Raw genomic sequence first — 21,004 nt, 5'->3', positions numbered from 1 at the left:
CTTTTTAATATATAATTACTGCTTTAATAACTGGTAGAAATACTCATTTTTATACTTCCCTTCCTGAAAGATCCAGTCTTTTTTTGTACCAGTACGTACAAAACCTACTTTTTCAAATAAGTGAATACTTCTAGCGTTATCTTCTGAAATACTAGCATACACTTGGTGTGACTGTAAATGAGTAAAAGCGTAATTACAAACGGCTTCTAGCGCTTCTGTAGCGTATCCTTTCCCGCGATCTATTTCAGAAAATAAAATGATCCCTACTCCTACGCGATGGTGTCTTGGCTCAAAATCAAAGAGATCTATAAAACCAATGGCGCGTTCATCTTTAGCAATAGTGATGACCAAACGCAATTGTTTGACTTCAAATATATCGCGATGCGCATTCAGTAAATAATCTTTTAGGATAGCCCTTGAATATGGTGTGGTGGTATTGCTAACTTCCCAAACGCTTTCGTCGTTTTCGAGCGTATACAAAAACTCAAGATCTGTAGGCTCAAGTGCTCGTAATTTGATATGTTCTCCCTGTAGTGTTAACATGGCCATATTCCTTTAAAAACCTCAATTGCTGGCCCTTTTAACCAAATATCATTATAACCGTTCTCTACTTTTCTAAACGTAACGTTTAACAAGCCGCCCGGTGTTTGTAATTGTACTTCATTAGACTTGGTTTTTCCATTAGCATGCATGGCGAGAGCAACAGCTGTTACGCCGGTACCACAGGACAAAGTTTCATCTTCTACGCCTCTTTCATAGGTGCGAACTGAAAAAATGTCACTTTCTAGTTGTTCCACAAAATTTACATTAGCCCCTACTTTTCCATAGAGATCATTTCTAATTGCGCGCCCGTCGTTAAAAACTGTAAAATCTTTTAAATTTTCAACAAGCTGCACATGGTGTGGTGATCCTGTATCTAGAAAGGTATAGGTATCATTTATTGCAATGTTTTCAACCGAATTCATCTTTAACGAAACGCTTTCCTCATAAATTAAAGCTTGATGCATTCCATCGACGGCTTCAAAGTTAGCCTCAGTAGAAACGATCCCTAGGCCATGTGCAAATTGTACAATACAGCGTCCGCCATTTCCACACATTGTGCTCATATTTCCATCAGCATTGTAATACACCATGGTAAAATCTGCCATTTTATGTTCCTCTAAAAGGATGAGTCCGTCAGCCCCTATGCCAAATTTTCTGTCACACATTTGCGCTACCAGTTTGGTATTATTTTTGGGGAAATTTCCAGAACGATTATCAATCATGATAAAGTCGTTTCCAGTTCCTTGATATTTATAAAAGGATATACTCATTGCCACGCAAAGATATAAAAACCCGCGAGGTATTACGGGGCGTAATTCGTGTTAAATAGTCGTTAAAACTGAAATTCAAACGAAATATAATCGTCTTATAATTGTTAACTTTTATGTAATCTAAAAATGAACTCGAAAATGAAAAAGACATTCAGCTTATTTATGGTGGCACTTTTAGCCGGTGCAGTAACATTGGGAGGTTATAAATACTTTATAGAAGCAGATACTTCTCCAATATCGGTTCAAAGCGAAACCGCCTCTTTTATCCCAACATCATTTAATTCAAATGCAGCTTTTAACAATACAAATATTGATTTTGTTGCGGCGGCCGAAAAGACGGTCCATTCAGTGGTACACGTTAAAAATACAACGGTTAGCACCCAACCTAACAGTATGATGGAGTACTTTATGGGTCGCGGAACGGCTCGTGAAATGGTTGGTTCTGGTAGTGGTGTAATTATCACCCCAGACGGTTATATAATTACAAACAATCATGTAATTGACAATGCTTCGGCCTTAACGGTCACTTTAAATAACAATAAAACATATGCCGCCGAATTGATAGGAGCCGATCCTAAAACCGATATTGCTCTGATCAAGATCGAAAATGATGGCGACGAATTTCCTTATGTGACCTTTGGAGATTCCAACGATATTAAAATTGGAGAATGGGTTCTTGCCGTTGGAAACCCTTTTAATCTTACCTCAACGGTTACGGCCGGAATTGTAAGCGCAAAAGCACGCGATCTCAATGAATTTGACGGAAATCCGCAGTCGTTTATTCAAACCGATGCTGCCGTAAATCGCGGAAACAGTGGTGGCGCTCTTGTAAATACACGCGGGGAATTAATTGGTATTAACACGGCAATTACTTCCGAAACAGGATCATATATAGGTTACGCCTTTGCGGTACCTTCTAACAATGCGCGTAAAGTGATTGAAGACATCATGGAGTTTGGAAACGTTCAGCGTGGGATCTTAGGAATTACGGGAGGTAATCTCAATTCGCAACGCGCAAAAGAGCTGGGCGTAAATGAAACTGAAGGCGTATACGTAGCGGGGGTTGAAGCCGGAAGTGGTGCCGATAAAGGCGGAATACAAGAAGGAGACATCATTCAAGAGCTCGACGGACTCAAAGTTGGAAAGTTTTCAGACCTAACTGGGTATTTAGGGTCAAAAAGACCTAATGATGTGGTTAATGTTCGTGTGCTTCGGAATGGAAAACACAAGAGCATTCCGGTAACTTTAGTAAAATTGGAAACTCTAGAAGTAACCGATCTTGGTATCGAAGTAAAAAATGCAAATCAGGCCGAACTTCAAAACTATGGTGTAAAAAATGGTGTGATCGTAAATAAATCATTGACCAGAGATATGCAGCAATTTGGTTTAGATGGCACCATCATTACAGCGATCAATGATAAAAAAATTAATGATATTGAAGATGTAAAAAACTTGATTGACAATCGCATTTCTGGTGCTCCATTAAAGCTTACTGTTGTAAATCGACGAGGAGAATTCAACTCATTTATATTTAGATAAACATATTACTAAGTGTTTTTTTAAGAAGCCTGTTGTACTCATTGCAACGGGCTTTTTTGCGTCTAAAACTTATAACTCAATCCTGTATAGATTCCAAAGATATAAGGCCTAAAGGTACTGCTGTTATTAGTGTAGCTATTAAATGGCACTTTCAGTACAGGCTCTAGATTAAACTGAAACGCTTTGCTGAAGTCATAATGAGCACCTAACCCAAAGGTGCCGCTCATCGTTAGCTTGTTTAGATTATTTGAACTACCAAAAGGAGTGGTAATATCATCCTGAGTTCTGTTAATTACTTGCGATCCTAAGATAAGTGCACTAACACCGCCAACTAAATGTACACCCAATTTTGAATCTACAATGGCAAATGAAACTTCTAATGGGATCTCAAAATAACCAATTTCTTGCGTGAGCTCAATAGCTGGGGCATTTGGATCAATCTCTTGCGGAATACCCAAACCATCTCCACTTCCACTCCCTAGTACATCAAACCCGTCAAAATCTAAAAAACCTAAAGCATCTGTAGCATCCTGAATCCGTACATTTTCTGTAGTATAACTTACATTTGTTTTGCCAAAACCACTACGCAACTGTAACCTATCAGTCACTGTATAGGCAATCTTTACACCATAACTTACATTTGCCTCAGACGTTCTCGTGTTTGAAGAAAAAGCAGGGTCTAGAGAAGATCCATCTTCAAAACTTCCGTAGAAAACCGGCGCTAATTGGGTTGTTACTGCCCACCGACTTCTATTTTTATTTTCTGTAATAGTAGTGTCGACACCTTTGTTTTTTTCTGACAATACCTCCAATAGGTCTGTTTTTTTCTTTGCCTCGGCTATTACAGTCTCTACACTATCCTTCGGAAGTAAAATGTTCTTTTCCATTAGAATTTTGTTGGCATCATTTTTTTGATCGGAATCTGTAACACGCGTTTCCCTTTTTCCGAAGAAAACAGAATCCGGCTGTTTTACTATGATCTTGTTATTTGTTTTATTCTTAAAATTCTTCGACATTTCTGAAGCCACGCTACTCGTAGTGTCAATTTTTAAAACTTCAAGCTCAGTCTTTAACAGATTGTTTGAACTTGGTGCTTTTTGCTGATCTATTTCCGCAGCCACTTCCGACGAAGTTGGAACACGATTGTTTTTTTTAAATGTCTTTTTAGGCAAATCATTCTTGCGCTGTGCTGCTTTCTCAACAACAATCTCTCTTTCTTTCTTCGGAAGATCTTCTGGCTCTTGCACCACTTCTTCCGCCCTTAAAATTTGTTGATTATCCTGCAATAATTCTTGTGCCTCAGCTTTCGTAACTCGCTCTGAATTAACTTTAGGGATCGTGTCCTTTGTTACATCCACAATTTGAACATCGGTATCATTTCCGAAGGAATCATCAAAATATATCGAGCCTAAAAACAGCAGCAGACTCAAACCTGCAGCCACGCCAGCCACTTTTCCCCAAAGTGGAATGATCATACCTCGTTTTTTCTTCTTTCGTTTGTCTAACGCGTCAGTGATATTAGTCCAAACCCCATCGCTTGGAGCCGTCTGTAAAGCATCTAGCCGATCTTTAAAGACTTTCCCTATTTCTTCTTTATCTGCCATAGCTCGTCAGTATTTTTTCTTTTTCCAAAAGCCTTTTCTTTAAGAGTTGTTTTGCTCGGTGTAGATTCGATTTAGAGGTAGTTTCTGCGATGCCAAGTAGCTTCGCAATTTCTTTGTGTGAAAAATTGTCTAATTCATACAAACTAAAAACCAAACGATACTGATCTGGCAGTGCTTGAACCAGCTCAAGAATTTCATTTAATGTATGTTTTGGCTGTTCGATCTCAATGATGGGCTCTGTGATATATGTATCCTCAATAGGCTTGGTATAAATGTGTTTTTTATACTTATTGATGGCGTTATTGATGGTAATGCGAGTCATCCATCCTTCAAAACTCCCTTGACCGTGATACTGATGGATCTTTGTAAAGATGGCTATAAAACTCTCTTGTAAAATATCTTCGGCTTCATCGTAATTTCTGCAATATTTGAGACAGAGCGCGAACAATTTGACTTTATATGTATCATATAAAAGTCCTTGTGCACTTCGATCGTCTTCCTTGCATTTTGCGATGAGGGTAGTTATCTCCAAATAGGCAGTCTTGTTAATACGTTATATTTCAGTAGAAATTTGCTCAAAAACGGCTATAAATCCATCAACACATGCTTCAGAAATAGTGATCTCACCATCTTGCAGATCATCCAAGATCAAAACCCCAAGTCGTTGCCCGTCCACGATCTGAATATACTTGTTATCGTTATAATTACACGAATTATCAATAAGCTCATAATTATATGTTCCAGGTTCTAATAATATATCACCACCCGTATTAAGAACAACATTAATGGTATTTGCCTGCGTATCAAATTTCCAAATAATCTGTCCGGGTTCATACGTTATTGTATGTGGAAGAATAGGGCTTGGCGTATAGGAAATTAGCGTCCATGATGAATCAAGCGTTATTTCATTGGCGGTGTCATCATCACTTTTACATCCTAACAATACTAGTGCGATACTAATTAATAAAAGCTGTTTCATAATACTATTTTTAAAGTTTATTAATCAATTAAAACGGCTATTGCTTCGATTGTAACATGGTCAATACAATCGCCATTGGCCTCAGACCAGTTAAAACGAACCGCTAGAGGGAATTCTACCGTGTTTAGATCAATATCTGAATTTTCGGGTAAGGTTTGAAACTGTCGTATACGTAAGTCATCTCCAATTGTCAAAAGCCAGTTTCCACAACAACCACACTGCGCAACATCCAGTCCCAAAATAGTCCCTTGAGATTCATAGGTAATAGCCCCATCATCATCATTTCCGCAGAACGAAAAGCTCAAACCAATAAAACAAAATATTAATAATTTTAATTTTTTCATAGCAATTCCTTTTTGTCTTCATAAGTATGACAGCTAAAACGAAAAAGGTTGCGTACAAGCTACGTATAAATTTTCCTTCGGAAGAAAAAACGCGCTAATGAACGGCTGTTACTAGCATCTTGTATAGGTTTTTTTCTTCGTACTTTATTTTTACAATTATGCTTTACCGAAACCACAGAAATAACTACTTTTGCAGCAAATTTTAAACCCCGTTCTTACCCATGTAGGAACCTAAAAACCACATAACTATGAGTTTTGATGACGTTTATGCAAAAGAACTGTCTTTTCAAACCGACCGCCGCAAGGCCACTGTAGAATTTATCAATATTGTAAGTGATTTATGGTATGATAAATCTATTGAATTGGTACTCTTTAGAAACCAACTAATTGATCGCAATGTTAGTGAGATCCTAAATCTTCACGAATATGCAGGTGAATTTGTACAAAAGCCTATTTCTATTTTTGATTCGGTTGAAATTGCGCAAGCAATCAAGACTTTAGACCTTCCGCCAGCAAAACTAGATATTGGTAAATTAACCTACGAATATCACCTTGAAGACAATCAGTATCCAGATGCCGTTGCTTTTGTAAGTGATAAACTTGGAGATGCCAAAGAATCTAAAGACATCACACCTAAAGATGTTGTTTTATATGGCTTCGGAAGAATTGGTAGATTGTTGGCACGTGAGCTAATGACACGTACAGGAAAAGGAAATCAAATGCGCTTACGAGCCATTGTAACCCGTGGTGCCATAGATCAAACAGTTTTAGAAAAAAGAGCCTCGTTACTTCAATATGATTCAGTACATGGTGACTTCCCTGGTACCGTTCGGGTAGATCTAGAAAACAAAGCTCTTATCATAAATGGTACGACCGTACATATCATTTCAGCAAACGCTCCGGAAGATATCGACTATACAGCTTATGGTATCAATGATGCCCTAATTATTGACAACACAGGGGCTTTCCGCGATAAGGAAGCTTTAAGTCGTCACTTAACTGCCAAAGGTGCCAGTAAAGTATTACTTACTGCTCCAGGAAAAGGTGTGCCAAATATCGTTCACGGAGTTAATCATAAAGAATACGATCCGAAAAAGGTTGATATCTTTTCTGCTGCCTCTTGTACAACAAACGCGATCACGCCAGTTTTAAAGGCGATGGAAGATTCGTTTGGTGTAAATCACGGTCATTTAGAAACTATTCACGCATATACCAATGATCAAAACTTGGTAGATAATATGCACAGTAAATATCGTCGTGGACGTGCCGCAGCCTTAAACATGGTGATTACCGAAACTGGTGCAGGTAGTGCGGTTTCAAAGGCGTTACCTTCTTTTGAAGGAAAATTAACGTCAAACGCGATTCGTGTACCCGTACCAAACGGTTCATTGGCAATCTTAAATTTAGAGTTGGAAACAGCTACTTCTAAGGATGCACTGAATTCAACACTTAAAAAGTATGCCTTAGAAGGCGACTTGGTGGAGCAGATCCAATATAGCTTAAACAACGAATTGGTATCAAGTGATATTGTAGGTTCTTCGGCACCTTCTATCTTTGATAGCAACGCAACCATTGTTACTAAAGACGGAAAGAGTTGCGTATTATATGTTTGGTATGACAACGAATATGGTTACAGCCATCAAGTAATTCGTTTGGCTAAATATATTGCAAACGTAAGACGTTATACGTATTACTAGTATTTCTGAAATTTCTTCGGAAAAAAATAATGAAAGGTTCAATCAACAGGTTGAACCTTTTTTTTGTGAGTTTATTAACCGTGATTTTAAAGCCTTTCCGTGAAATTTGTGAAAACGGAAAGATTTAATATGACGTCAAAAACGAAAAGAAAAGCCTACAAAAAGAAACGATATACGGTCCCTCTTATTATTTTAGGCCTTCTCATCATTGCACGTATTTATTTGCCCTACTGGGTTAAAAACTACGTAAATGAAGTGTTAGCAGACATTCCTGGCTATTATGGTCAGGTGGAAGACATCGACATGGCACTCTACCGTGGCGCCTACGTTATTGAAGGCATGTATCTCAACAAAGTGGATGCAGAAACGCAGATCTCTTTTTTAAAATTTCCAAAGAATGACATCTCTATTGAATGGAAATCCCTCTTTAAAGGTGAAATTGTTGCCGAAATTATCATGACCAGCCCCGAAGTGATCTATATATTGGAAGATCAAAAATCAACACCCGCCGAAGGTGAAGCCGATATAGACGATTGGACCAAAGCCTTAACCGACCTAGTCCCACTGGAAATTAACAATTTTACCGTCCATGACGGAAAGTTCGCTTTTGTACAATTAGAAAGTGATCCAAATATTGATTTGCAGATCGCTCAGATCGAATTAACCGCAGATAACCTCCGCAATGTAGTTGAAAAAGAACGTATTCTCCCCTCTCCTGTGACAGCTACAGGGGTTTCGATTGGTAATGGGGCCGTAAAACTAGATGGCGCGGTCAATATTATTAAGGAGATTCCAGATATGAACCTCAACTTTTCACTGGAAGATGCTGATGTCACCGCTATCAATCCGTTTACACGTCATTATGCTGGTATCGACTTTAAAGAGGGCAAAATGGGCTTATATAGTGAGATCGCGATAGCCGACGGCTATTTAAAAGGTTATATGAAACCCCTACTTAAAGACACCAAGCTCATCAGCAAAGAAGATGGCTTTTTAGGTGTTTTATGGGAAGGCTTTGTAGGTTTCTTTAAATTTATTCTGAAAAACCAAGGCACAAATACCTTGGCAACCCGTGTTCCTATTGAAGGCGACCTCAACAATGTTGACGCTGGTGTTTGGCCCACGGTATTCAATATTTTTGAAAATGCTTGGATCAGTGCTTTTAAAGGCGAAGTTGATGATGATATTGACTTCGAAGATGCTTTTAACGATCCAAATTTGACCAAAGAAGAAAAACAAGAACTTCGTAAAAAACGTAGAGAACAGCGCCGTGCCGAACGAGAAGCAGACAGCACTGATGGTTTCTTTAAACGATTATTTGATGGCGATGAAGATGAGGAGAAAAATGATTCAATTAAGGCGGCGAAAGAAAACGAAACTAATTAATTTTTATGCGCTTCATGAAAAAATGATATGTTCGCGAAAAATGCAAACATTATTTAATGTTCAGAAGTTGAGGGTTACATATATATGAGTACTAGCGCATAAAATTAATCTAGACAAGATATTATCGACGGGAATTGTAGTTTGTAATTGTTAGCATGCCGCCAAAAGATTTATCTTTAACGGATGAAAATTCTAACCGCCACCCTAGCAAACCTCGACCAACTCGCTCCACTATTTAATGGCTATCGCGTATTTTATAAGCAACCTTCAAGTATTGAGGCTGCAAAGGCTTTTCTTAGCGATCGGTTTCAGAAGAATGATTCAGTGATCTTTTTGGCTGTAGATGACTTCGGAAATGGGATGGGCTTCACCCAACTTTATCCCAGTTTTTCTTCCGTAGCCATGCAACGAACCTATATTTTAAACGATCTATTTGTTTCCGAAGAACACCGCAATAAAGGCGTTGCCGAAGCAATCATGGAACATGCAAAAATATTTGCCAAATCACAGAATGCACGTGGACTCACACTGGAAACAGATGCTGATAATCCTGCGCAAAAATTATACGAACGTTTAGGCTGGGTAAAAGACACCGAAGTATTTCATTTTACTTGGGAAGCATAATCTCCTTGATTTCTCGTACTTTTACGTTTTAAACAGTACAATTATGGATCATCTTACCAAGCTAGAGGAAATGCTTGATCAAGCAAACCTCGAAATCAAAAATGGAAAATACGAAGTCGCTTCTAATATTTTAGAAAAGATCTTAGACATCGACCCGAACTTCGGGAAAGCCTATAACCACCTGGGGTATTTGTATGAAGTTAAGTTCAAAGAATACGAAAAAGGAGAGACTCTCTATAAACTTTGCCTAGAGAAATCGCCTATGTATCCTGCGGTTTATTATAACTACGGGGTGTTACTTTCTACCCTCGGAAAGTATGATGAGCTTAAAGAATTATTAGATAAGGCCCTCACCATTCCAGGCACAACCAAGTCAACTATTTACAATGAATACGGTATTATGTATGAGCAGCAAGGTCAATTTGACCAAGCCATCGAATACTATAAAAAAGCAGGTCTGGGAACCTTAGACAAAAATGTCATGGATCGTGCCAAAGCTTCCATAGAAAGATGTCGCGCTAAAAAAGATTTTGCATAGCCTATGCGTATAGATATCATTACCGTTTTACCCGAACTTTTAAAGAGTCCGTTTGAAGCCTCTATCTTAAAACGAGCCATTGAAAAAGGTCTCGTGGAAGTTCATATGCACAACCTTCGTGATTTTTCAACAAATAGTTATAATCAAATTGATGACTATCAGTTTGGTGGTGGTGCGGGTATGGTAATGATGATAGAACCTATCGATAAATGCATTTCACAACTCAAATCGCAACGTGATTATGATGAAGTGATCTATATGACGCCAGATGGCGAAACGCTTAATCAAGGCATAGCAAATACGCTTTCCCTAAAGGAGAACATCATCATCCTTTGTGGACACTATAAAGGAGTGGATCAACGAGTTCGGGATCACTTTATTACGAAAGAAATTTCGGTGGGTGATTTTGTGTTAAGCGGAGGTGAACTCGCTGCCGCCATTGTTTGTGATGCCGTGATTCGATTAATTCCAGGGGTCTTAGGAAATGAAACGAGTGCTTTAACAGATTCCTTTCAAGACGATCTGTTAGCGCCTCCCATTTATACCCGCCCTGCAGAATACAAAGGCTGGAGTGTTCCTGAAGTATTATTAAGCGGACATGCAGCAAAGATTGAAAAATGGCGTGAAGAAGAAGCACAAAAACATACAGAAGCGCGTAGACCTGATTTACTGAAATAAAAAAATCATAAGCATGGAAACAATGACCGATATCTACAGTATTCTTAATTATTTTTCTACTTTTCTATTTTTTATCGCTGGCGTTATCTTATTTATTGCAAGCTTATCTCTAGCATCTAAAAGAAAAAACATCTATACTACAATTATGGTTGTAGCAAGTCTGGCGTCTATTATTTTATCCCTAAGTACTACCCTATTTTATTACCTCATTGGGTCGTTAGGAGGAGATTATGAATATGGCATGATTCTATCCATTTTAGGCGGCCTGTCATCAATAACATTTGCTGGAGCACTCCTCATGTTTGCTATGCATCACGTTAAAAAGCCGCTTGTCTAGATAACACCCTCAAATCATAACCTATGGAAGCTCGGTCTGTGGAAAAATATACGGTACCCCCACTTCCAGAACAGACGCGATTGTCTGATCTACCAGCAGGCACATTTGTTACCATTCGATCACGAAAAGCTTTTAAAAAAGCACTAAAAGCGGGTTACGTATTATTAAATGGCACTCTTGCGCATACTGCAGATTATGTCTCGGGTGGCGAAGAGATCGAGATCCAACAAATCCCACTTCCGAAGAAAAAACCAACCATAGATCTTGAATTAAATGTGCTGTATGAGGACGACTATTTAGCCATCATACACAAACCTGCTGGAATACTAGTAAGCGGCAATAAGCGAGTGACTGTTGAGAATGCCTTAGGAACCAATCTTACCAAAAGCCTACTCCCTGATGCATTAATACGTCCTGAGCCTATTCATCGCTTAGACTATCCAACTAGTGGCTGTCTTCTTATAGGAAAAACGATGGATGCGGTGCGTCGTTTAAATAAAATGTTTGAATTTAAACAAATTGAAAAACGATATTTTGCCGTAACTGTGGGGCTCCCGAAGAAAGAAGGCTACATTGAAACCACCATTGACAATAAAGGATCTAAAACCTATTTTAAATGTCGCAGTTTTAAGGAATCTAGAAAATACCAACGCCTTAGCTTACTTGAGTTAACGCCTTTTACAGGAAGAAAACACCAACTCCGAATTCATTTATCTTCACAAAACACGCCCATATTGGGAGATGCAACTTACGGAACTAAAGAAACGGTTGGAGGTGGCAGCGGACTCTATCTGCACGCCTATTCGCTAAAATTTACACATCCAATTACGGAACAAGTCATTCAAGTAAATTCGCCCATGCCCAAAAAATTTCTAAAACTGTTTCCTGAAATCGTTGGTTGATTTTATAGTATATTTGAGTTTAATTTCTTCGGAATGATACGGCTACTTCGAACAAACTCAGACAATTCAGATTTTCAAGCGCTTGTACATCGCTTGGATGCAGATCTAAAAATACGCGATGGTGATGAGCACGCTTTCTTCAACCAATACAACAAGATCGATACTATTAAACACGTTGTAGTTGCATATAGCAACAATAAACCTCTAGGATGTGGAGCATTCAAAGCTTTTTCGGATGATACTACAGAAATAAAAAGAATGTATACTTCGGAAGAGGCCCGCGGAAAAGGTATTGCAACTGCAGTACTCAAGGAGTTGGAAGCGTGGGTTCGTGAAGAAGGCTTTAGCAACATGATCTTAGAAACCGGATTTAGAATGCCGGAAGCCATTGCACTTTACACCAAACACGGTTTTAAAAGAACCGAAAACTACGGACAATATCAAGGAGTGGAGGCAAGTCGCTGCTTCTTAAAAAAGCTGTAGTTTTACTACCGAACTACCAGAATTTAGAAAGACGCTTTGGTATAGTGGTTATGGTGAAGGCTGGGCACTCTACAGCGAATCTTTAGGGGAAGAGCTAGGTTTATACACAGATCCGTATCAATATTTTGGTATGTTAGGTGCTGAGATGCATCGTGCGGTTCGATTGGTGGTTGACACAGGAATGCATACAAAAGCTTGGACGCGTGAAGAAGCGATTCAGTATTGTTTGGAAAACGAAGCTGAAAGTGAGGCAGGTATTATTTCTGAAATAGAACGTTATATGGCAAATCCTGGACCGGCATTATCATATAAAATTGGTCAACTAAAAATTAGAGAACTTCGGGCAAAGGCAGAGGCTGCCTTGGGTTCAAAATTTGAAGTCGCAGAATTTCACAATCAGGTTTTAGAGACGGGTTGTGTACCGTTAGCCTTATTGGAGGATAAAATTGATCGTTGGATAACGGCTCAGAAGTAGTTGTTCCTTAAACTTTCAAATATCCACTTGCCCATTTATAGCATTAGCGAAGGCCAGACACCTAACAAATAAAAAAACAAATATATCTTGTGTCATTGTAGAATTTCACTATTTTTGCAATCGATTTAAATCAACCTCTGGCGAGGTCCGCGAATGTTGGTTTAACTATAACTTTATCAATTCATTACAATGGAAGAGTTAATTAAATTTGTTCAAAACGAATTTGTAACCACAAAAGAATTCCCAGAATTTGGCGCCGGTGATACGATCACTGTGTACTACGAAATTCGCGAAGGAGAAAAAACCAGAACACAGTTCTTTAGAGGTGTTGTTATTCAGGTAAAAGGAACAGGATTAACACAAACGTTTACAATCAGAAAGATGTCTGGTACTGTAGGTGTTGAGCGTATTTTCCCAGTAAATTTACCAGCACTTCAAAAGATTGAAGTTAATAAAAAGGGTAGCGTACGTAGAAAACGTATTTACTACTTTAGAGGTCTTACTGGTAAGAAAGCCAGAATCAAAGAAAAAAGACACTAGGATCTTTACACTATCAATAAAAAGCGCTTGTTTATCAAGCGCTTTTTTTATGAACAATTGTTAACAACCTAAGTTCATAACAGGTTAAAAACTAAACACCTACAAACCCTTGTTAATTCAAAATCCTGTATTATATTTGAGTATCAATAAACGGTAAAACGTTTTGCGATGTTGAAATCACGTTCGTTGTCATACGTTTTAGAATTATTATATATGTCAGGTATTCTTAGAATATTTGTCGTGGTAACTCAAAACAGATAACGTCACGAATTTTATCAGCTTTGTTTTGTTGTTTTAACGGTTTACAGGTCTTTCAGATTTGTCATTCCTAGAGAAAACAAAGTATAGGTTTGTTTTTTAAAACCCTGCATAATTTATTATGCTTCTAGTTTGAAAAAGCAACACCTGTTGAAATATATCACGATCGCGAGGAAATAAAAAACTTGCTTTAGATTTTGAAAATCGTTCGGTAACGATATGTTTCACAAGAAGCCATAACAATGTAGCAATACAGTGTTATGGCTTTTATCATTTTATTTGCTGTGTTTATCAAATATATTCTTTTGGCAGCTTTTAAGTGGTTGTACAATTCTTTATCTTCGCAACTACAAGCATTTCTTCATAAAATCTACCTAAACACATGACAAAAACAGCCAAGATCATTTATACAAAAACAGATGAAGCACCTGCATTAGCAACACATTCTTTGCTTCCAATTATTCAAGCATTTACTGCTCCCTCACATATTGAGGTCGAAACTCGAGATATCTCATTGGCAAGTAGGATTTTGGCTAATTTCCCCGAGTATCTTACAAAAGAACAGCAAGTAAATGATGCGCTTACAGAACTTGGTGAACTGGCAAAAAAACCCGAAGCAAATATCATTAAGCTTCCAAATATCAGTGCCTCTATTCCACAATTAATCGCAGCTATTGCCGAATTACAAGCTAAGGGATATCCTATTCCAAGCTACCCTGATGAGCCTGAAAATGAAAAGGAAAAGGCAATTCAAACAAAATACGATAAAATTAAAGGAAGCGCAGTAAATCCAGTACTTCGCGAAGGAAATAGTGATCGACGTGCTCCAAAAGCCGTAAAAAATTACGCCAAAAAGAATCCGCATCGCATGGGAGCCTGGAGTCCAGACTCAAAAACACATGTTTCAACCATGAGTCATGGCGATTTTAGACATACTGAAAAATCACTTACCCTAGCTGAGGCTGGATCATTACAGGTTGTTCATATAGATACGCAAGGAAATAAAACAGTATTAAAAGAATCACTTCCCGTACTAAAAGGAGAGATCATTGACGCTTCTATAATGAGCAAAAGAGCTTTATTAGCGTTTTTGAAAGAACAAATTAAGGAAGCAAAAGAACTAGGCGTCCTTTTCTCATTGCACATGAAAGCAACGATGATGAAAGTTAGTGACCCAATCATTTTTGGACATGCCGTACGGGTTTACTTTGCTGAACTGTTTGAAAAGCACGGAGAAGTATTTGAAAAAATTGGTGTCGACGTCAATAATGGTTTTGGCGACCTTATTGGTAAATTAGACGAGTTAACTTCCGAAGAAAAAACAACAATTCTTCAAGACATTGCTCTGATCTTCGAAAAAAATGCTGACGTTGCTATGGTAGATAGCGACCATGGAATCACAAACTTACACGTACCTAGTGATGTTATTATAGATGCTTCCATGCCTGCCATGATCCGAACTTCAGGGCAAATGTGGAATGCAGCCGGAAAACAACAAGATACCAAGGCAGTGATCCCAGATAGTAGTTATGCCTCAATTTATGAAGCTACGATCAATTTTTGCAAAAAACACGGTGCCTTTGATCCAACAACTATGGGGACGGTTCCTAACGTTGGACTTATGGCTCAAAAGGCCGAAGAATACGGCTCGCACGATAAAACTTTTGAAATAAAAACTGATGGTACCGTTCATGTGATCGATGCCAAAGGTACTTCCCTATTGACCCATACTGTGGAAGCTGGTGATATTTGGCGTATGTGCCAAGTAAAAGACCTACCTATTCAAGACTGGGTAAAATTGGCCGTTAATCGCGCTAGAGCAACAGGATGGCCAACTATCTTTTGGTTAGATGAAGATCGTTCACATGATATAGAACTTATCAAAAAAGTGAACCTTTACTTAAAAGACCACGATATCAGCGGCTTGGAAATTAAGATTATGTCACCAGAAAAAGCTACAGAATACACGCTTGATCGCGTAAGAAGAGGAGAAGACACTATTTCTGTAACTGGAAATGTGCTTCGCGATTTCCTTACCGATCTTTTTCCTATCCTCGAATTAGGAACCAGCGCCAAAATGTTATCTATTGTACCGCTAATGAACGGCGGAGGATTATTTGAAACTGGTGCTGGAGGTTCTGCTCCCAAGCACGTTCAACAGTTTTTAAAGGAAAATCACTTACGTTGGGATTCATTAGGTGAATTTTTAGCCCTAGCGGTTTCTTTAGAGCACCTTGGATCAACTTATAATAATCCAAAAGCTATTGTGCTTTCGGAAGCCTTAGACGATGCAACCGAAAAACTATTGGAAAATAAAAAAGGACCATCGAGAAAAGTAAAAGAACTCGATAACCGAGGTAGCCATTTCTATCTAACGATGTATTGGGCCGAAGCCATTGCAAATCAAACAAAGGATACAACTTTACAACAGCGTTTTGCCCCTATTGCCGCAAAACTAAAAGCTAGTGAAACTCAAATCGTTCAAGAGCTGAATGAAGTACAGGGCAAACCAGTTGATATGGAAGGCTATTATTCGCCTACAGATTCAGTCGTCTCAAACTATATGCGACCTAGTAAGACTTTTAACGATATTATTGCAGAGATAAAATAATTAAACAGAAAGCCTTCGGAAATGGAAGGCTTTTTTTATTGCTATGAAATACATCTATTTTGCCTTTGTTATTCTGACTCTCTTCGGAAGCCAGACCTTGTTGGCGCAAGAAAAATACACCTTAAGTGGAACGGTTTCCGAAGAAGAAACAGGGGAAACCCTTATTGGTGTAAACGTGCTAATTCCTACTTTACAGATAGGAGCCATAACCAATGAATACGGATTTTACTCGATTACCTTGCCATTGGGTGAATATGAAGTATTTTATAGTAGTATTGGGTTTCAAACACAAAAACTCAATATCAACTTGAGTAGCAATATCACACAGAATTTGTCGTTGCTAACAGATTCTGAGGAGCTCAACGAAATTGTGATCAAAGCTGATGTTGAAAACTTAAATATCAAAAAGCCACAAATGAGTGTTAACACACTCAAATCGAGTACGATCAAAAAAATACCTGTGGTTCTAGGTGAAGTAGATGTTATTAAGGCCATTACGCTTCTCCCTGGAATTACTAGTGCCGGTGAAGGTGCCAGTGGCTTTAACGTTCGTGGCGGTGCTGCAGACCAAAACTTGATCTTACTAGATGAGGCAACACTCTATAATTCTTCACACCTTTTCGGTTTCTTTTCGGTTTTCAATCCAGATGCTATAAAGGATCTTACTGTTTATAAAGGAGGAATCCCAGCACGCTACGGTGGCCGAATTTCATCTGTATTAGATATTTACCAAAAAGATGGAAATACCAAACAATTTAAAGCCAGTGGAGGTATCGGACTCGTTGCGAGTAGGTTGCTTTTAGAAGGCCCTATCAAAAAAGAGAAAGCATCATTCCTGGTTGGCGGAAGAAGTAGCTATGCGCATTTATTTTTACCGCTATTTGACAATGATAATGTTGCCTACTTTTATGACCTCAATACAAAGATTAGCTATAACATAAACGAAAACAACCGTTTGTTTCTGTCGGGTTACTTCGGAAGAGATGTTTTTAATATAGCCGATAGTTTTTCGAATACCTTCGGAAATACTACGGTTAATCTACGCTGGAATCACTTGTTCACCGACAAACTTTTTAGTAATCTGTCGGTGATCTATTCAGACTACTATTACGGACTCGAACTCAAGTTTGTGGAATTTCAATTCGATAGTGGCATTCGTAATTTTAACTTGAAATATGATTTTACAAACTATATTTCTAACAATATTGAATTAAAATATGGTTTGAATAGTATCTACTACAAATTCAACCCAGGAGATATTACACCAACAACGGCCACTTCAGGAATAAACCCGTTTAAACTGATCGATAAATATGCATTTGAAAATGCGGTATATGCAGAAGCAGAGATTAAAGTTTCAAACAAACTGAATGTTCAAGCAGGATTAAGACTCTCTACCTTCAATCGTTTAGGGCAAGACGAATTAAATATCTATGCCGATAATAATCCTATTTTGTATGATGAAGATTTAGATATCTATCAAAAAGCTGATCCCATTGGTACCGAATCCTTTGATCGCAGTGAAACCATTAAGTCTTTTGCTAATCTAGAACCGCGTCTTGGAGTTTCCTACCAACTAAACGAAACATCTTCCCTGAAAGCCAGTTACAATAGAATGACCCAATATGTGCATCTTATCAGTAATACAACTTCGCCTACTCCTTTCGATATCTACGCCCCTAGCGGAAAATATATAGATCCCCAGATTGGTGATCAAGTGGCGGCTGGATATTTTAAAAAGTTTGACAACTATGCGCTTGAAGTAGAAGGATTTTACAAAACAGTTCAAAATCGTCTCGACTATGTAGATGATGCCGATCTAATCGCCAATGATGCCGTAGAGCAAATTTTACTTTCCGGTGAAGCGCGAGCCTACGGAATGGAAGCCTTATTGCGAAAGACTGACGGAAAGCTTCAAGGTTGGATCGCCTATACGCTATCCAAAAGCGAGCAGCGCACGCCAGGACGAACTTCCGAAGAGATTGGTATAAACAATGGAGAATGGTACAATTCGCCTTGGGATAAAACACACGATATTTCGATAACTGCGCAATATGAATGGAGCAAAAAATGGTCCTTTGGTGCTAATTTAATCTACCAAACAGGGCAACCCACCACCTATCCAACTGGTCAATATGTGTATAATGACATCACAGTTCCGGTATACGAAGCAAGAAATAGCAGCCGACTACAACATTTTCATCGTTTAGATATTTCCGCAACACTTACTCCAACCAAGAAAAAAGAAAAACGATGGACCGGTGAATGGGTATTTAGCCTCTACAATGTGTACAATCGTAAAAACGCAGCGTCAATTTCATTCCGTGAAAATTCTGATACCAACCAAAATGAAGCGGTCCGTCTTTCTATCTTCGGAATAATACCCGCTGTTACCTATAATTTTAAATTTTAAGCCATGAAAAAACTACTCCTACTCCTTGTTTGTTTTGGACTGCTTGTCTCATGCGAAGACGTAATTGACGTTGATCTCAATGAAAGCGCTCCAAGGCTTGTCATTGACGCAAGTTTAAATGTTCTAGAAGATGGTAGTGCAAGTGCTATTGTAAAGCTTTCCACAACCACTGGTTTTTTTGACAATGTTATTCCATCTGTAGACGATGCTCAGGTAACTGTTATTGCCGAAGACGGCACTCCTTTTCCTTTTATTTTTACCACGAATGGTATATACACAAGCGATCTGATACCGCAACCAGATACAGATTATACCTTGGAAGTTATCTATCAAGGCGACACCTATAGCGCAACGCAAAGATTGGTTTCAAGCGTACCTTTCGATTTCGTTGAGCAAAAAGATGATGGAGGGTTCTCTGGTGAAGATATTGAACTAAAAATATATTTTACAGATCCCGCAGGTGTAGATAATTATTATTTTATTGAAGTATTGAGTGAGCAGAACGATGACGATCGCGATACCACATCAGATGAGTTCTTCGACGGAAATCAAATTTTTGCTTTTTACACCAATGAGGATATAGAGCCTGGAGATGAATTTCTCTTCAAACAATACGGCGTAGACAAACAATTCTATAATTTTATGCTCGTACTATTACAGCAAGGTTCAGATCAAGGCGGCGGACCTTTTCAAACACAACCCGCCACCGTACGTGGAAATATCGTAAATCAAGACGACCCCGATAACTTCCCGCTAGGCTATTTCCGTATTTCCGAAGAATACAGTCTAGAATATACTGTACAGTAAATTGTATCTTTAACGTATGACTTTTACCAAAACTACAGAATCGGACTCAAATTTTGACAATCTAGAACAGATGTCTATCGCCGAATTACTTCAAAACATTAATTCCGAAGACAAAACTGTTCCATATGCGGTTGAAAAAGCAATTCCACAAATTGAAGCTGCAACATTACAGGTTGTAAAAGCATTAAAGCAAGGCGGACGAGTATTCTATTTGGGAGCCGGAACTAGTGGGCGGCTTGGTGTTGTTGATGCCAGTGAATGCCCACCAACCTTTGGAGTAGACCACGGATTAGTTGTTGGCCTTATCGCTGGAGGTGATGATGCTATTCGTAAAGCCGTAGAATTCGCTGAAGATTCTACTGAACAAGGATGGATAGATCTAAAGGATCATCAAATAGGTATTAATGATATTGTTATCGGAATCGCAGCCTCAGGTACAACACCCTATGTTATCGGCGCCTTAGAAAAGTGTAATGCGCTGGGTATTATCACAGCTTGTATCACATGCAATGAAGCCAGTCCGTTAGCCCGCACTGCCAAATACCCGATCGTGGTGGTCGTTGGCCCCGAATTTGTAACCGGAAGTTCAAGAATGAAAGCGGGAACAGCACAAAAACTCGTTCTTAATATGATCTCTACTTCAGCCATGATCCAATTGGGGAAGGTTAAAGGAAACAAAATGGTAGACATGCAATTGAGCAATAATAAACTAGTAGACCGCGGAACGCGCATGATCATGGAAGCCCTAGAGATTAAGGAAGATGAAGCCGTATTTTTACTAAAAAAACACGGTAGCGTTCGCGCCGCAATAAATGCCTATCCTCATGAGTAAACATACTGATCAAAAACTACTCGTTCAAGGCCTTAAAAAACTAGCACTATCACTCCCGCTACTATTTCTAAGTCCATATGTGCTTACCCTCTCTTTTTTAAACAAAGAAACCTATGTATTTTATATCTTTTTTAGCATAGGTATCATTCTTGGAATCCTAGCCGTATACCTCGTATTTAAAGGTATAAGTACGGTTATGAAATCTATATTTTAAGTTTTTTGGGCAACTAAGTCCGCGTTGCGTACTTACCGCGCTGTACGTTATATCCCCCAAGGGACTTGGGGGGATGCCACTGCCATCGCTGTTGCGGGGCTTGGGCTGCTACATTGTACATAATTAAAAAAAAATAAACATGGTGCAACCTATCTTAGGGATAGACCTCGCAAACAAATGACAAAACAGCAAAACCGCTCTCATTTACGTGCAGTAGCGTACAAATTCGGTCGGTTTTGCTGCCACCTCACTCGTGTGAGACTAGCTATTAGTTGATTTAAAAAAAAGATGTGGCCTATCAATTGGTAGGGTCTTATAAAAGTCGGCTTGAGATAATACAAAACAGCAAAACCGCTCTCATTTACGCGCAGTAGCGTACAAATTCGGTCGGTTTTGCTGCCACTTTACTCGTGTGAGAGTAGCTATTAGT

21 protein-coding genes and 1 pseudogene are annotated in these 21,004 nt (G+C 38.7%); 16 read left to right on the top strand and 6 right to left on the bottom strand.

All coding sequences use genetic code 11. The annotated features are described in order from the left end of the window. Positions 1–15 precede the first annotated feature (15 nt). Positions 16–543, bottom strand: coding sequence for a GNAT family N-acetyltransferase (locus tag ACY2RU_RS12870; RefSeq protein WP_490138878.1), 528 nt, complete (start codon positions 541–543; stop codon positions 16–18). After that, positions 537–1,313: a diaminopimelate epimerase gene (gene dapF / locus ACY2RU_RS12865; protein ID WP_490138877.1), complete on the bottom strand. Its 777-nt coding sequence runs from the start codon at positions 1,311–1,313 to the stop codon at positions 537–539. Before dapF ends, ACY2RU_RS12870 begins: the two co-directional genes overlap by 7 nt. 138 nt (positions 1,314–1,451) lie before the next feature. On the opposite strand from dapF, the gene ACY2RU_RS12860 reads away from it, so the two are divergent. Further along, positions 1,452–2,852: a trypsin-like peptidase domain-containing protein gene (locus ACY2RU_RS12860; protein WP_490138876.1), complete on the top strand. Its 1,401-nt coding sequence runs from the start codon at positions 1,452–1,454 to the stop codon at positions 2,850–2,852. A 62-nt stretch (positions 2,853–2,914) separates the two neighbouring features. On the opposite strand, the gene ACY2RU_RS12855 is transcribed toward ACY2RU_RS12860, so the two are convergent. The 4 genes from ACY2RU_RS12855 to ACY2RU_RS12840 are packed head-to-tail and all read right to left on the bottom strand — an operon-like array spanning position 2,915 to position 5,779. Further along, a complete protein-coding gene (locus ACY2RU_RS12855) occupies positions 2,915–4,456 on the bottom strand; it encodes a porin family protein (RefSeq protein WP_490138875.1) in 1,542 nt (513 codons plus the stop codon). After that, a complete protein-coding gene (locus tag ACY2RU_RS12850; protein ID WP_490138874.1) occupies positions 4,446–4,988 on the bottom strand; it encodes an RNA polymerase sigma factor in 543 nt (180 codons plus the stop codon). The genes ACY2RU_RS12855 and ACY2RU_RS12850 overlap by 11 nt, the downstream gene beginning before the upstream one ends. A 21-nt stretch (positions 4,989–5,009) precedes the next feature. Continuing rightward, entirely contained in the window at positions 5,010–5,435 is a 426-nt protein-coding gene (locus tag ACY2RU_RS12845) for a hypothetical protein (RefSeq protein WP_490138873.1), read from the bottom strand. A 20-nt stretch (positions 5,436–5,455) separates the two neighbouring features. Next, entirely contained in the window at positions 5,456–5,779 is a 324-nt protein-coding gene (locus ACY2RU_RS12840; RefSeq protein ID WP_490138872.1) for a hypothetical protein, read from the bottom strand. 248 nt (positions 5,780–6,027) lie between these two features. Here ACY2RU_RS12840 and ACY2RU_RS12835 point away from each other — a divergent pair, with 248 nt between their 5' ends. The 15 genes and pseudogenes from ACY2RU_RS12835 (at position 6,028) to ACY2RU_RS12765 (ending at position 20,574) form a co-directional block, all read left to right on the top strand. Next, positions 6,028–7,476, top strand: a complete 1,449-nt coding sequence (locus tag ACY2RU_RS12835; protein ID WP_490138871.1) for a glyceraldehyde-3-phosphate dehydrogenase — start codon at positions 6,028–6,030, stop codon at positions 7,474–7,476. A gap of 129 nt (positions 7,477–7,605) precedes the next feature. Next, a complete protein-coding gene (locus ACY2RU_RS12830; protein ID WP_490138870.1) occupies positions 7,606–8,862 on the top strand; it encodes a DUF748 domain-containing protein in 1,257 nt (418 codons plus the stop codon). Positions 8,863–9,045: 183 nt separating this feature from the next. After that, the gene (locus ACY2RU_RS12825) at positions 9,046–9,486 is read left to right on the top strand and encodes a GNAT family N-acetyltransferase (protein WP_490138869.1); all 441 of its coding nucleotides are present in this window, start codon (positions 9,046–9,048) and stop codon (positions 9,484–9,486) included. A 43-nt stretch (positions 9,487–9,529) separates the two neighbouring features. After that, on the top strand, positions 9,530–10,024 hold the full coding sequence (locus tag ACY2RU_RS12820; protein WP_490138868.1) for a tetratricopeptide repeat protein: 495 nt from the start codon (positions 9,530–9,532) through the stop codon (positions 10,022–10,024). Positions 10,025–10,027: 3 nt separating this feature from the next. Next, positions 10,028–10,702 carry a tRNA (guanosine(37)-N1)-methyltransferase TrmD gene (gene trmD, locus ACY2RU_RS12815; RefSeq protein WP_490138867.1) on the top strand — a complete coding sequence of 225 codons (675 nt, stop codon included), beginning with the start codon at positions 10,028–10,030 and terminating at the stop codon, positions 10,700–10,702. A 13-nt stretch (positions 10,703–10,715) separates the two neighbouring features. Continuing rightward, positions 10,716–11,039: a hypothetical protein gene (locus ACY2RU_RS12810; RefSeq protein ID WP_490138866.1), complete on the top strand. Its 324-nt coding sequence runs from the start codon at positions 10,716–10,718 to the stop codon at positions 11,037–11,039. Positions 11,040–11,062: 23 nt separating this feature from the next. Then, entirely contained in the window at positions 11,063–11,941 is an 879-nt protein-coding gene (locus tag ACY2RU_RS12805; RefSeq protein ID WP_490138865.1) for an RluA family pseudouridine synthase, read from the top strand. A gap of 33 nt (positions 11,942–11,974) precedes the next feature. Further along, the gene (locus ACY2RU_RS12800; protein WP_490138864.1) at positions 11,975–12,424 is read left to right on the top strand and encodes a GNAT family N-acetyltransferase; all 450 of its coding nucleotides are present in this window, start codon (positions 11,975–11,977) and stop codon (positions 12,422–12,424) included. A gap of 10 nt (positions 12,425–12,434) precedes the next feature. Continuing rightward, positions 12,435–12,899, top strand: a pseudogene (locus ACY2RU_RS12795) (DUF885 domain-containing protein); the annotation flags it as partial. A 189-nt stretch (positions 12,900–13,088) separates the two neighbouring features. Continuing rightward, entirely contained in the window at positions 13,089–13,439 is a 351-nt protein-coding gene (gene rplS, locus ACY2RU_RS12790; protein WP_490138863.1) for a 50S ribosomal protein L19, read from the top strand. A gap of 640 nt (positions 13,440–14,079) precedes the next feature. Beyond that, positions 14,080–16,308, top strand: coding sequence for an NADP-dependent isocitrate dehydrogenase (locus ACY2RU_RS12785; RefSeq protein WP_490138862.1), 2,229 nt, complete (start codon positions 14,080–14,082; stop codon positions 16,306–16,308). A 43-nt stretch (positions 16,309–16,351) separates the two neighbouring features. Next, positions 16,352–18,721: a TonB-dependent receptor gene (locus ACY2RU_RS12780; protein ID WP_490138861.1), complete on the top strand. Its 2,370-nt coding sequence runs from the start codon at positions 16,352–16,354 to the stop codon at positions 18,719–18,721. 3 nt (positions 18,722–18,724) lie between these two features. Then, entirely contained in the window at positions 18,725–19,528 is an 804-nt protein-coding gene (locus ACY2RU_RS12775) for a DUF4249 domain-containing protein (RefSeq protein ID WP_490138860.1), read from the top strand. 16 nt (positions 19,529–19,544) lie between these two features. Next, positions 19,545–20,360 carry an N-acetylmuramic acid 6-phosphate etherase gene (gene murQ, locus ACY2RU_RS12770; RefSeq protein ID WP_490138859.1) on the top strand — a complete coding sequence of 272 codons (816 nt, stop codon included), beginning with the start codon at positions 19,545–19,547 and terminating at the stop codon, positions 20,358–20,360. Further along, a complete protein-coding gene (locus ACY2RU_RS12765; RefSeq protein WP_490138858.1) occupies positions 20,353–20,574 on the top strand; it encodes a DUF6095 family protein in 222 nt (73 codons plus the stop codon). Before murQ ends, ACY2RU_RS12765 begins: the two co-directional genes overlap by 8 nt. Positions 20,575–21,004: the final 430 nt, after the last annotated feature.

Source organism: Ulvibacter sp. 2305UL32-6, assembly GCF_058148545.1.
This window is presented reverse-complemented; position numbering and strand designations above follow the sequence as displayed.

Excerpts from the sequence above, each read along its gene's own strand:
- ACY2RU_RS12870 (WP_490138878.1), bottom strand. The coding sequence starts at position 543 with ATGTTAACACTACAGGGAGAACATATCAAATTACGAGCACTTGAGCCT.
- murQ (WP_490138859.1), top strand. The coding sequence starts at position 19,545 with ATGACTTTTACCAAAACTACAGAATCGGACTCAAATTTTGACAATCTA.
- ACY2RU_RS12825 (WP_490138869.1), top strand. The coding sequence starts at position 9,046 with ATGAAAATTCTAACCGCCACCCTAGCAAACCTCGACCAACTCGCTCCA.
- ACY2RU_RS12830 (WP_490138870.1), top strand. The coding sequence starts at position 7,606 with ATGACGTCAAAAACGAAAAGAAAAGCCTACAAAAAGAAACGATATACG.
- ACY2RU_RS12765 (WP_490138858.1), top strand. The coding sequence starts at position 20,353 with ATGAGTAAACATACTGATCAAAAACTACTCGTTCAAGGCCTTAAAAAA.
- ACY2RU_RS12820 (WP_490138868.1), top strand. The coding sequence starts at position 9,530 with ATGGATCATCTTACCAAGCTAGAGGAAATGCTTGATCAAGCAAACCTC.
- ACY2RU_RS12840 (WP_490138872.1), bottom strand. The coding sequence starts at position 5,779 with ATGAAAAAATTAAAATTATTAATATTTTGTTTTATTGGTTTGAGCTTT.
- ACY2RU_RS12800 (WP_490138864.1), top strand. The coding sequence starts at position 11,975 with ATGATACGGCTACTTCGAACAAACTCAGACAATTCAGATTTTCAAGCG.
- ACY2RU_RS12785 (WP_490138862.1), top strand. The coding sequence starts at position 14,080 with ATGACAAAAACAGCCAAGATCATTTATACAAAAACAGATGAAGCACCT.
- ACY2RU_RS12805 (WP_490138865.1), top strand. The coding sequence starts at position 11,063 with ATGGAAGCTCGGTCTGTGGAAAAATATACGGTACCCCCACTTCCAGAA.
- dapF (WP_490138877.1), bottom strand. The coding sequence starts at position 1,313 with ATGAGTATATCCTTTTATAAATATCAAGGAACTGGAAACGACTTTATC.
- ACY2RU_RS12855 (WP_490138875.1), bottom strand. The coding sequence starts at position 4,456 with ATGGCAGATAAAGAAGAAATAGGGAAAGTCTTTAAAGATCGGCTAGAT.
- rplS (WP_490138863.1), top strand. The coding sequence starts at position 13,089 with ATGGAAGAGTTAATTAAATTTGTTCAAAACGAATTTGTAACCACAAAA.
- trmD (WP_490138867.1), top strand. The coding sequence starts at position 10,028 with ATGCGTATAGATATCATTACCGTTTTACCCGAACTTTTAAAGAGTCCG.
- ACY2RU_RS12780 (WP_490138861.1), top strand. The coding sequence starts at position 16,352 with ATGAAATACATCTATTTTGCCTTTGTTATTCTGACTCTCTTCGGAAGC.
- ACY2RU_RS12835 (WP_490138871.1), top strand. The coding sequence starts at position 6,028 with ATGAGTTTTGATGACGTTTATGCAAAAGAACTGTCTTTTCAAACCGAC.
- ACY2RU_RS12810 (WP_490138866.1), top strand. The coding sequence starts at position 10,716 with ATGGAAACAATGACCGATATCTACAGTATTCTTAATTATTTTTCTACT.
- ACY2RU_RS12845 (WP_490138873.1), bottom strand. The coding sequence starts at position 5,435 with ATGAAACAGCTTTTATTAATTAGTATCGCACTAGTATTGTTAGGATGT.
- ACY2RU_RS12860 (WP_490138876.1), top strand. The coding sequence starts at position 1,452 with ATGAAAAAGACATTCAGCTTATTTATGGTGGCACTTTTAGCCGGTGCA.
- ACY2RU_RS12775 (WP_490138860.1), top strand. The coding sequence starts at position 18,725 with ATGAAAAAACTACTCCTACTCCTTGTTTGTTTTGGACTGCTTGTCTCA.